The 11993-nt window shown below is 44.0% G+C and carries 9 protein-coding genes; all 9 read left to right on the plus strand.

Going from position 1 to position 11993, the window contains the following annotated elements; all coding sequences use genetic code 11:
- Positions 1 to 748 precede the first annotated feature (748 nt).
- Entirely contained in the window at positions 749 to 3928 is a 3180-nt protein-coding gene (locus JZU62_RS01615) for a filamentous hemagglutinin N-terminal domain-containing protein (protein ID WP_295011258.1), read from the plus strand.
- Between the two features lie 12 nt (positions 3929 to 3940).
- Complete coding sequence (locus tag JZU62_RS01620) at positions 3941 to 6142, plus strand: POTRA domain-containing protein (protein WP_295011260.1); 2202 nt, start codon at positions 3941 to 3943, stop codon at positions 6140 to 6142.
- 262 nt (positions 6143 to 6404) lie between these two features.
- Positions 6405 to 8165: a proton-conducting transporter membrane subunit gene (locus JZU62_RS01625; RefSeq protein WP_295011263.1), complete on the plus strand. Its 1761-nt coding sequence runs from the start codon at positions 6405 to 6407 to the stop codon at positions 8163 to 8165.
- Positions 8162 to 8980 carry a complex I subunit 1 family protein gene (locus tag JZU62_RS01630; protein ID WP_295011265.1) on the plus strand — a complete coding sequence of 273 codons (819 nt, stop codon included), beginning with the start codon at positions 8162 to 8164 and terminating at the stop codon, positions 8978 to 8980. Before JZU62_RS01625 ends, JZU62_RS01630 begins: the two co-directional genes overlap by 4 nt.
- A complete protein-coding gene (nuoB, locus tag JZU62_RS01635; protein WP_295011267.1) occupies positions 8977 to 9507 on the plus strand; it encodes an NADH-quinone oxidoreductase subunit NuoB in 531 nt (176 codons plus the stop codon). The genes JZU62_RS01630 and nuoB overlap by 4 nt, the downstream gene beginning before the upstream one ends.
- Entirely contained in the window at positions 9494 to 9838 is a 345-nt protein-coding gene (locus JZU62_RS01640) for an NADH-quinone oxidoreductase subunit C (RefSeq protein WP_295011269.1), read from the plus strand. The genes nuoB and JZU62_RS01640 overlap by 14 nt, the downstream gene beginning before the upstream one ends.
- Positions 9835 to 10920: a nickel-dependent hydrogenase large subunit gene (locus JZU62_RS01645; protein ID WP_295011271.1), complete on the plus strand. Its 1086-nt coding sequence runs from the start codon at positions 9835 to 9837 to the stop codon at positions 10918 to 10920. Before JZU62_RS01640 ends, JZU62_RS01645 begins: the two co-directional genes overlap by 4 nt.
- A 9-nt stretch (positions 10921 to 10929) precedes the next feature.
- Positions 10930 to 11361: a 4Fe-4S dicluster domain-containing protein gene (locus JZU62_RS01650; protein ID WP_295011273.1), complete on the plus strand. Its 432-nt coding sequence runs from the start codon at positions 10930 to 10932 to the stop codon at positions 11359 to 11361.
- Between the two features lie 3 nt (positions 11362 to 11364).
- The coding region (locus tag JZU62_RS01655; protein WP_295011275.1) for an FAD/NAD(P)-binding oxidoreductase at positions 11365 to 11993 on the plus strand (629 nt) is incomplete at its 3' end.

Here is an 11993-nt window from a genome sequence, read left to right on the forward strand (position 1 = left end):
GTTAACCTTTATTTCCAGTGACTCTCACTGTTGCACTTATGACTTGAATTGGCGCATATTTAATTGATGACGCAAACATCATTATTTTGGGTCTTTATAATTGAAATGAGTGGAATCAAAAATAGTGGTGTAATAATGGTTTTAGGGGTACTTTTAGGGGTATATTTTCTAACTAAGTTATATTATCACCTAAAATAAGTAGATAATGGTAGTCCCCCCCGCCACCATCTTTAGAAGTCCTTAATTAAGCCAATTCCCTCCACTTTTATAAAATTTGTTTACTTCCTCTTAAACCATATCACAGCCGTCATTACCATCCAAATGATCCATAAATTATTGGATAAGGGCTTTGTATAGCTTATGGTTCTTACATACAGAATCTAAGCCGATCCAGTCATAATGATTTTTCACCGCCTCAAAAGTCATAAACTTCCTACTTACGAATGCACCTATGTCGATTTGTGTAAATGAGTATTTGAGAGAGCTGTAATCTCGATCACATCTTCAATTGAACTAAATTTGTACAGATCCAATTTTAATTATATTTTTTTATATCTTAACATTACTGATCAAGTCGGTTTGAATTGATGAGTGTAAATAAAATTTTATAATATATTCTCAGTCCTTTTTAGGCACAAATTACCAAAAGTAACGTCTTGTATACTTTTTTGTTTAGCGACAAAATGCAACACGAATGCAACAGTAGTATTATAAAATTGTGTGAAATATAGTTTTGTAAGGATGAATGATGAAATACACACCCGATTTCAATTCGCGTTTTCGAATTCTCAAAGGGGGAAAGATATCCCTAGTCGTATCGGCATTGATCACCGGCAGTACAATGAGTTTCGCATCTCCAACAGGAGGGCAAGTCACAAGCGGTAGTGCTTCTATTGCTCAAAATGGTTCTATAACAACCATTAACCAATCGACCCAAAAAGCCTCCATCAACTGGAACAGCTTTAGTATAGCCCCTACTGAAACCGTCAACTTCATTCAGCCCTCATCACAATCAGTTACCCTAAACCGTGTTGTAGGTGCAACACCCTCTCTTATCCAAGGAGCAATGAACGCAAACGGTCAAGTATTCCTCCTTAACCCCAATGGAGTACTCTTCGCTAACGGTTCTCAAATCAATGTCGGAGGATTGGTAGCCTCTACCCTTAACATCACCGATGCAAATTTCCAATCAGGTAACTATGTCTTCGAGGGTAACTCCCAAAACTCTATTATCAATATGGGCATCATCACCACCGCTCAAGGTGGCTATGTGGCGATGATGGGTAAAACCGTCCAGAATGAGGGAACCATCGTAGCAACAATGGGTAATGTCCAACTCGCTGGTGGAGATAAAATCAGTCTCAACCTAAATGGTAACTCTCTCGTTAACCTCACCATCGATCAAGGAACCCTCAATGCCCTCGTAGAGAATAAAGGGCTGATCAAAGCCGACGGCGGTCAAGTCTACCTCACGACCCAAGCGCTCAATACGATTCTTGACGGTATGGTGAACAATACTGGGATCATCGAAGCACAAAGTATCGGTGATCTCAAAGGTGAAGTAATCCTATTCGCTCACGGCGGAACGACAACCGTATCAGGCACCATCGATGCAAGCGGTGGATTTGTAGAGACGTCAGGGAAAGAACTCGGTATTGCAAATGGGACAACGATTAAAGCGAAGACATGGTTACTTGATCCTACGAATATTACAATTGCTTCGGGTGGAGCTGAACCGCTTGCAGGTACTCCAGCGACTACATCAACGGCTGGAGATGTAACTGTTGCAGCTTTATCGATTGTGACGGCACTCGATTTGGGTACCAGTGTTCTCTTGGAAGCGGACAACAATATTAATGTTAATGAAGACATCATCACGGGTAGTATGAGCGGTAATGCGACATTAACCTTGTCGGCTGATAACTCCATTATTCTACAAAATGGAGTTGATATTGATGCCACGCAAAATGGCAATGCCCATACACTCGGGGTAGTATTTGATGGAAATGTGGTTCTAAGCGGTTCTGCCAATGCGGTTAAAACCAATGGTGGAGATATTACATTTAATAAAACGATCAATGGTGCAAGCGCATTGACACTTGATGCAGGTTCTGGGATCGTTACTTTCACAAAAAACGTGGGAGCTACTACCGCACTGGATACTCTTGACGTTAAAGGTAGTACGATAAAAATCTATGGTAATACTATTACAACTGCGAATGACCAAATTTATGACGGGGCGGTTTCATTGCTCACAGGGTTATCAGGTTTTACCAATCCTAGCTTTGAAACCGATGGACAAGGATCGACAACAATTACCGGATGGACAGTCACGAATAGCGGAGTTGAACTCAACGGAGGGAGTACAATAGCAGGATATGCAACACCTAACGATACGGCTGCTCCTCCTATCGTACCCTCTGGAGGCACTGCACCATATGATAACTATGCGTATTCGGGTAGTTATGCTACAGTAGTGAGCAACAACGTTGATGCCGGAAGTGGAAGTAATTCGTTACAAATGACATCCAACGGTGGTAATATTGCAGACGGCTATGGAGTTATACATGGTCCTTATGTAGTCAGTGACTCTGCAGTCAGTTTGAAAGCCGGTGAAGGAGTTTCGTTTAAATGGGCAGCGACGGGGGGAAGTGATGCATACGATGTGTTTGGATATATGATCAATACCGCAACGGGTGTTACCCAAGTTATCCTCGATAAAACTGGAAGAAATTCTGCTACTCCACAAACTTGGACAACGGCTTCTGCAACGGCTTTAGCCGATGGAGATTATAAGTTTGTATTTGTTTCAGGTTCTTGGGATGCAACCGGGGGAAGAGCTTTAGGTGCGAATCTGTATTTGGATGACATTAACGTATTTGATTCAAAAGTTTTTACAGGTGCTAAAGTTGATTTTAAAAGTACTATCAATGCAGGTAGTTCAAACGTAACGGTAAATGCGAATAAAATTGATTTAGGTGGAAATGTGTCGGGAACTAACCGACTTGCTCTACAAGCACGAGATACCACTAAAACAATCGAAATAGGAGGTACTGCGAACCCTGCGGCAGGTGTTTTGGATATTACAGCAGATGAAATTTCAAAAATTCAAAGTGGATTTGAAAAGGTAACTATTGGTGCTTCTTCTCAAACTGGGAATGTAGAATTTACTGGAGATACATCATTAGTTAATCCGTATGAGTTTAGAACTCAAGGAACAATGACTATTGATAGTGGTGTTACGGTATCAAGCACGACAGGTTTAGGGAATGGTCTAATCTTTACGGCTGAGAATAATTTTGTTAATAATGGAACTATTTCAGCTTCTAATGCAGCAGATCGTGTTGTTGTATATACAGGATATAAGGATTCTGCTGTTCTAGGGTTTACACCAACTACAGAAGTAATGTCACATACTCGTACAAATTATGATCCAAGTCTTTATTTCACTGATAATTCTACTAAATGGAATGTTGTTTATTCTAATTTAACTTCTGAAACTCCTGAAACTCCTGCAACTCCTGAAGCAACGAATACTGTACAGGAAAAAGAAGTATCCAATATTGTTACTACTATCGTAAACTCTACGACAGTAACACCACCTGCACCGATTGTCCTGGCACCTGTAGTGCCACAGCAACAAGCACAGACACAGGCAAAGAATAATGTCCTTCTGCAAACTATCATGCCACAAGGTAATGTAGGAGAGCACTTTAATCTCGTTGGAACCACGGATGGAGCTGCTTCTGTACAAACAGTGAGTATGGAACAATTGCAAAAAGCATCTGGCGGACAAGGGGTAAATGAAATCCGTGTACCGTTAGCTAATGACAGTCTTGTCTCTCTAATAAATGGAGGGGTGAACCTCCCTATAGGTGTTAGCCAAGAGTTCTACGTTGTCGATAACACTAAACAAGCTACAAACTAATAAGGAGTCACTATGACAAAAAAAATATTATCACTCTCTCTTATCACCTTTTCAGCATTGTATGCTTCACCTTCCGTTGCACCAATTAATACAGGTGACATTTTACGTCAAGTGCAACCTGTTCAGCTTCCAATGGATGAACGAAAAATACCTGCTCTTATTCAGCATGATTTGAATACTTCAAATAAAAAAATGCAGCAGCCTAAAATTCAAGAAGAGGCAGTAAAACCGACTTCATCTGAACAGATTATGGAAAAAAATGAGTTGCTCAAGCAACTGAGTGAACCTAAGCAAGAGAATACAATCAAGATTAAAAAGTTTTTATTTAGAGGAAACAATAGTATAAAAGCAGATGAATTGCGAAAAGTGATAGCTGACTATAATAATCGTGAGTTAACCGTACAATCACTACTGGATGCGACGGATAAAATCACAGTATATTATCGTACTAAAGGGTTTGTAAATGCGCAAGCATATGTCTATAAAAAAGATATTCATGAAGATACTATTACTATTACGATAGCTGCAAAAAATCATAGTGAAATCATGAAAGATCCAACATTATTAAAGAAAGAAGATGTATCTCATAGCTTTTCTATATCATCTACAAAAGAGACTCAACACGATGTTCAGAATACAATAGTAGCTGATCGAGTCCGCCAAGCCGAACAATCAGAACCGCAATCCAATCCAATCCAAAAAGCGGAATCTACTCTTTATGTAAAAGAGTTTTATTTTAGTGCCAATAGCGCCTTTAGTACTGAAACTCTTTCTGAACTTGTAAAACCCTATGAGGGTAAAGAACTCGGAATTAACGCTCTTAAAGAAGTCGCTTCTGTTATTACCAAGTTCTACCGTGATAACGGTTACTTCGTAGCCCGTGCGTATATGCCAAAACAAAATATGAAAGATAATAAAGTCGAGATCGCAATCATCGAAGGAACCTACGGGGCTTTTGATATGAAAAATAGCTCTTTGGTGGATACGGCAGAAGTACAAGGATACATGGATTACCTCAAAGGGGGAGAACTCGTCTCCACCATGAGTTTAGAGCGCCAAATGCTCATTATCAATGATCTCTCAGGTGCTCAAGTTACCAATGCCGAAGTATATCCGGGAGCAGAAGTTGGAACCAGTGCCTTTCGTATCACTGTATCCCCAACCCCTAAATACTCAGGCTACGCAATCGCGGATAACTACGGTTCACGATATACCGGTTCTAATCGCTTAAGTGTTGGTGCTAATATCAATAGTCTTACCGGCATCGGTGATACCTTAAGCCTCACTGGATTACTCTCCAACACCCGTGATCTTAAAAACATCCGTCTAGGATACGATCGTCCATTAGGTTACAACGGACTCAAAGGGGGGCTAAGTGCCAGCACTACCAAATACACCCTCTCAGAAATCACAGACTATGAGGGATTCGGTCAAACCAATAGCTATAATGCCTATGTAGCCTATCCAATCCTTAAAACCCGTGCCCATACCCAAAGTGTTCAACTCGACTATGACCATAAAAATATGAAAGATACAAGCGGAGCTACAGGTCTAGCCACTGAAAGCCAAAAAAGTATCGACGCCTTGACATTCAAAGTATCCGATAAGCGTAATACCTCATTGCTTAACCTACCGGGAACTCTTAACGCCTCTCTTGGATACACCATCGGACACTTAGGACTTAAAAACGATAACGCCAAAGCAACTGATGAAGCAGGACTTAACTCAGTAGGTAACTACACCAAACTAACCCTAAACGCACTACAGAGTCAATACCTCGTAGAAGATACTACACTTCAAAGCACATTCAAAGCTCAAAAAAGCTTCGGACATAACCTTGACTCTTCTGAAGACCTATCCGTTGCCGGAAGTAATGGAGTACGTGCGTATGAAGACTCAGAACTCAGCGGTGACCAAGGATATGCGCTCAGCCTGGATCTCATCTATAACCTACCTAAAATAGATCAAGTAAGCCACAATACGAGTCTTTTCTTAGATCATGCCCGTATCTGGAAAAATACAACCATCTTCAATACCGAAGATAATATCCGTAACCTCAATGCTCTGGGAGTAGGGTATAGCCTCAACTTCCAAAACTTCGATCTCAAAGCCACACTCGCTCATGGTTTCGGAAGTGAATCAACTCCGACTACTGAAGCAGATATTTCTACCAACAAAAACAAATTCCTCGTTCAGGGGATGATGAGATTCTAAAACAAGGGAATATTGTCCCGCTTGTTAAGCTTAAAGCAAAACAACCAAAAAATAGCCTAATGGCGCCTTGTCACAATAAAATAGGACTTAAGTAGGAATGAGTAATATTACAGGAGGGGTTCGAGTCCCTCCCAGCCACCATCTTTCAAGATAAATTCCTTCAGTTACATCATCAAATAGCATCATAATTGTGGTAACAATTTTATATTCATTGTTGTGATATAATAACCCAATAGCCGTTCCAAAAGGAATAAACGTGGATATGGTATTTGCACTTGTTTTACTGCCCTTTGTTGCATCATTTTTATTGCTCATATTTCCTAATAGTCGAATTCAGTATACTGTGAGTGGAGCTGTTTTTGGGTTGCTTAGTGGTCTTGCTTTCGCTCTTTATAACTCTTTTGGGGTTTTTACCTTTCAGTTCACACTCCTTCTAAATAATGTGATTGTTGTCGCCGATGTTGTTCTTCTTCTCTTTTTTCTCTATCAAGGTAAACTCTTTAACCACCCCAAAGTGATGGCGCTTGCAGCTGTACAGTTGATATTGTATGGATATATCGAGTCTATTGCTCCAGAGGCGGGGTCGGCTGAGATTGTGGTGGATAGTCTTTCGAAGTTTATGTTTTTGATTATTAATGGGGTAGGGGGGATTATCGTCCTTTACTCTGTGAAATACATGGAAGATGAACCGACGTCACCATACAAAAAGCGTCTTTTTGTTGGGGGATTATTGGTGTTTCTCTCGGTGATGAATCTGATCGTTATCGCGAATTCGATTCTCCTCTTTTTCTTCTTATTTGAGATGACGACGCTCGCATCGTATTTGTTGATCTCCTTTAGAAATGATGAAGTGAGTCGTGCGAATGCCCTCAAAGCCCTCTGGATGAATCAAATCGGCGGGGTGGTGATTTTACTGGGGGCTTTGGTTGCTATCATCGGGTTTAAGACGGTGATGTTTGATACACTATTGCAAAGTTCAGGAGGGATGGTGTTGTTCTCTATCGCACTCCTCTCGATGGCGGCACTGGTTAAGGGGGCTGCAATCCCGTTCGAGGGTTGGTTGCTGGGTGCAATGGTGGCACCGACTCCCGTGAGTGCGATGCTACACTCCGCGACGATGGTTAAAATAGCCCCTTATCTGATCCTAAAGCTTGCCCCTGCATTGGCGATGAGTGCCGTGGGAGGGTTGATCTCGATCATTGGGGCGTTGGTGTTTGTTGCCGCGTCGTATCTGGCACTCTCACGCTCGGTGCTCAAAGAGATTTTGGGATACTCCACCGTGGCGTTGTTGGGACTCATGATGGCGTTGGCGGCTATCGGGAGTGAGGAGAGTATGAACCTCGCCATGGCATTGATGCTTTTTCATGCCCTCTCTAAAGCGTTGCTGTTTCTTTCGGCAGGGGTGTTGGAGCGAGTGCATCACGTCAAAGATATCGAGGATATGAAAGGGATGGTGACGAAATCACCGAAGACGGTAGGATTTATCCTCTTTGGATTTGTTTCGTTGACCCTCCCACCGTTCGGTCTGTTCATGGGGAAACTCTTTGCGATCGGCTCTGTTGCCTCACTTCTCAAAGAGCACCCCTCCAATTTAATCATCCTCCTCTCCTTGATCGTCGGAAGCGCTTTGATGGTACTTCTCTATTTTAAAGTGGCATCGGCACTTCTCTCTGCCCCTTGCGATGTTGAAGATTCTGAGACGATTGCGATTCCTAATGGTTTTAATGTTCCGTTGGTGTTGCTGAGTTTTTTCATTGTGATTGGGGCACTTGGATATATTATGATGCAACACAATATCTTCGTCGTACTGTTGGTATTGCCGATGCTCTTTGTTTTTGCTCTTCCATCCCTGATTCGTCGGATGGATCGGTATGATCGCTCACAGCCGTATCATTGCGGTGAAAAAGAGCCGTTTGATTCGGCGTTAGTTTATTATGAACCCTCTAACAAAGTTCAGTTGCTTCTCTATTGGGGTTTTGGAATTCTCTTTGTCGCCGTAGCGATGGTAGGAGCGTTGTCATGATCTGGATATGGATAGCTTTGGCTCCGATTTTAGGAGGGTTGGTTTATGGAGGTGAGCGGGTATTGCGAGCTCGGATGCAGCGGCGTCAGGGACCTCCGTTTTTGCAACCATTTTACGATATGTTCAAGCTCCTTGATAAGCGGACGTTGATCGTCCATGCTCCTCATGCCCTCCTCGCGGTCGCCCACTTTTTTGTTTTATGGTTTACTATCGCGGCGATCTTTTTGGGATGGAATCTCCTCTATATCATTTTTCTTCACCTCTTCGCCCAACTTCTCCTCATTGTGGCGGGATACAGCGTCCGTTCCGTCTATTCGCATCTCGGATCGAACCGTGAACTGCTGATGGTGGTGGCGTACGAGCCAATATTGATTTTGGTGGCGGTGGGGTTGTATCTGGTGAGCGGGAGTTTCGAGGTTTCACAGATCCTCAAAGCTAGCGGCTACCTGACGCAGTTACCACTGTTGTTTGCCGCCTTGCTGATGATCGTCCCGATCAAAGTGAAAAAGTCCCCTTTTGATGTCGGTGAAGCCCATCAGGAGATTGTCGGCGGGGTCGAGATCGAGTACAGCGGGGTGTTTTACGAGTTTTTGTATATGTCGCGGTTTCTCGAATATATTTTTATCTATAGCTTTGTTTACCTCTTCGGTGGGGAGTCGCATTGGGTGGGGGCATTGTTGGTCGCGGGGGTCTTTTTGCTCGTCAATCTCGTCGATAATGCGACTGCCCGTGTGAGACCTGCGCAGATGGTGAAAATCATCTACACCGTCGCGATGGCTCTGGCGGTACTCAATCTCTCGGGGGTGCTATTATGAAATTTTTTACCCCTTTTCGGAAAAAATCGCCGTGGGTACTGCACTACAATGCGGGGAGTTGCAACGGCTGTGACATCGAAATCCTCGCCTCCCTCGCCCCCAAATACGATTTGGAACGTTTCGGGGTGATTAATACGGGAAATCCGAAACAATCTGATATTTTTCTCGTGACGGGCCCTGTCACCTACCGTTCCCGTGAGCGTCTCGTCGAGCTTTATTCCCAAATCCCTGAACCAAAAGTGGTCGTGGCGGTCGGATCGTGCACGGCGACGGGTGGGGTGTTTCGGGGGATGTATAACGTCGAAGACGGGATTGATCGCTATATCCCCGTCGATGTCTATGTCCCCGGATGTGCCGCATCGCCGCAACTCATTATCGATGCGATAGTTAAAGCTCTGAAAGTGCTCGAAGCGAAAAGTAAAGAGATCGAAAAACCGTTTAAACTCTTCGGTGCAATAGAGACGATACATAATAAACTCAGCCGCCTCAATATGGCAACAAAGGTGGAACCTCATGCGAAAGATTGAAACGACACTCACGACGCTGTTGAGCGACATCGGAGCGTTTTATGAAGCGAAAAAATGGCATTTTCTGAGTGTCAACGGGATCGATTTGGGGGATGGAAAGATCGAGCTCCAATGGATTTTTTCCCAATACGGGGTGAAAGATGAGATTGTCATCTATTATGCCCTGAGCGATTATGAAACCCCTGTCCCCTCGATTGTCAGTTTAATTCCCTCCGCATTTATGGGGGAGAGGGAGATCGTTGATATGTTCGGGCTTAAAGTGGAAGGTGCGGAGAGAGGGCTTTATCTCGATGAGGATTCACTTCCGTATCCGCTTAGGGGGGAATCATGAAAAAAACGATCCAAATCCCTTTGGGGTCACAGCATATCTCTTTGTTGGAGCCGATACGGTTTAAGTTTGAGTGTGAAAACGAGAAGATCATCGGGGTCGATGCCGATGTGGGGTTTGTCCACCGTGGTGTGGAGCTGGCGTGTACCCGTAGTTTCGAGTTTAAACAGGTAGGGTATGTCGTCGCCCGTGTTTGCGGTCTCTGCGCTATCACCCACTCCCTATCGTATACGTTAGCCGTCGAAAAATTGCTCGGATATGAGGCGAATGATCGGATCAAATATCTGCGGATGCTGATGGTGGAACTCGATCGTATCCACTCGCACATGCTTTGTCTCGCCCATACGGCCGAGAATGCCGGATTTGAAGCGCTGTTTATGCAGATTATGGGAGATCGGGAATTGATCATGGACGTTCAAGAGGCGATCAGTGGGAACCGTGTCCAGTTTGATTATATCTCCATCGGCGGGGTGAACCGTGATCTGACCCCCGAACTCGTGGCACTGATCCATAAAAACCTCGGAGTACTCACCAGTAAAATTGATACGCTGATCGGATTGTTTGACAATAATTGGTCGCTTTCGCTCAAATACAAAGGGGTAGGGGTGTTGAGTCTGGAAGATGCGTACACCTACAATGCGTTGGGACCGTTGGCTCGTGCGGCGGGGTTGGTAACCGATGTCCGCGCCGAAACGAGCGATTTTCCCTACGAAGATATAGGGTATAAAATGATCCTTGAAGCTACGGGGGATATTCATGCTCGTAATTTTGTCCGTTTACGGGAGATTGTGAACTCGATAGAAATGTGTCAAAATATTGTGAATAACCTCCCAGTAGGAGAGATTCAGGAGAAGGCAAAAGGGAAACCAAACGGCGAAGCGGTGGTTCGCGTCGAAGCGCCGCGCGGGGAGCTTTTTTATCTGGTGCGGGGGAGCGGTCAAAATATGCTGGATCGTGTTCGGATTAAAACTCCGACCTTTTCGGCGATTCCGGCGATGATGGAGGTATTTAAAGGCGCTGAGTATGCCGATGCTCCCGCCATCCTCGCCTCGTTCGATCCGTGTATGTCGTGTACGGCGAAATAGGAGGTTCAGATGATTAAATCGATGATCGAAGCATTTTTGAACCTTTTTAGACCGATCCGTACGCACCAATATCCTGCTGAAGAGATTGTTTTGCCCAACGGATATCGGGGATTGATCGAATACGGGATAGATGAGTGTATTTTCTGTGATAAATGCGAGAAAGTGTGTCCTCCAGGAGCGATTCTCTTTTATCAAAATGAAGACGGGACGAAAACGTATCGCTATAATCCGTGGCTCTGTATCTATTGCGGTGAATGTGTCCGTGCTTGCCCAAAACCTGAGGAAGCATTGTGGCAAAGTGAAACAAAACAGCAATCTGCCCTAAAAGAAGATGGGGCAAACGATGGGTGGTTTGTGTGGGAAGCATCATGTAAAGAGAGTCGTGAAGCGTACGCGGCTGCCAAAAAATCAGCTAAAATTCAAAACAAGAGTGAGGAGTAGATCATGCGCATTGTTATCGTAGGCGGGGGGATTGCCGCTGTCTATATCGCCAATTCTCTGATGGAGAAGGCTCCAGAATCCGAGGTAGTGATTGTTTCGGATGAGAAACACCCTCCGTATGATCGGATCCATTTGTGCAAACTGGTGGAAGATTGCAATTGTGTGGATTCGATAGAGTTGGAACTGCACCCAAACGTAAAACTGGAGCTGGATCAAAAAATCATCTCGATTGATCCCGCTCAAAAACGGGTTTTCAGTGAACATGCCGCATTTCATTACGATAAACTGATCATTGCGACGGGTTCGGTGCCCAAATCGCTCTTTGATATTTCACACATCGAGAATGCGGCGACGTTTCGAAGCCAGAGCGATTGCGAAGCCATTGCACAGGGGATGGTCGGTAAAAATGTGATCATCGTCGGGGCAGGGCCTATCGCACTGGAGCTTCTCGATACGCTCATGCGAAGTGATGCCCCTCAAAGTATTACTCTTTTGGTGCGAAAAAATTATCTCTATTCTGAGGTAATCAGCCGTGAGGGATTGGTTCTGATTCAGGGGATCTTCGAAGCGGACAGCCGTGTAAGTATCCGATTCGGCGATCAAATCGTCGATAAAGAGGTTGAGGGAAATGT

The sequence above is a fragment of the Sulfuricurvum sp. genome, from assembly GCF_019163035.1.
In the GTDB taxonomy this organism is placed as follows: Bacteria; Campylobacterota; Campylobacteria; order Campylobacterales; family Sulfurimonadaceae; genus Sulfuricurvum.

What these genes read in the sequence shown, in the direction of transcription:
- JZU62_RS01630 (WP_295011265.1), top strand. Translation starts at nt 8,162, where the DNA reads ATGATCTGGATATGGATAGCTTTGGCTCCGATTTTAGGAGGGTTGGTT.
- JZU62_RS01650 (WP_295011273.1), top strand. Translation starts at nt 10,930, where the DNA reads ATGATTAAATCGATGATCGAAGCATTTTTGAACCTTTTTAGACCGATC.
- JZU62_RS01645 (WP_295011271.1), top strand. Translation starts at nt 9,835, where the DNA reads ATGAAAAAAACGATCCAAATCCCTTTGGGGTCACAGCATATCTCTTTG.
- JZU62_RS01615 (WP_295011258.1), top strand. Translation starts at nt 749, where the DNA reads ATGAAATACACACCCGATTTCAATTCGCGTTTTCGAATTCTCAAAGGG.
- JZU62_RS01620 (WP_295011260.1), top strand. Translation starts at nt 3,941, where the DNA reads ATGACAAAAAAAATATTATCACTCTCTCTTATCACCTTTTCAGCATTG.
- JZU62_RS01640 (WP_295011269.1), top strand. Translation starts at nt 9,494, where the DNA reads ATGCGAAAGATTGAAACGACACTCACGACGCTGTTGAGCGACATCGGA.
- nuoB (WP_295011267.1), top strand. Translation starts at nt 8,977, where the DNA reads ATGAAATTTTTTACCCCTTTTCGGAAAAAATCGCCGTGGGTACTGCAC.
- JZU62_RS01625 (WP_295011263.1), top strand. Translation starts at nt 6,405, where the DNA reads ATGGTATTTGCACTTGTTTTACTGCCCTTTGTTGCATCATTTTTATTG.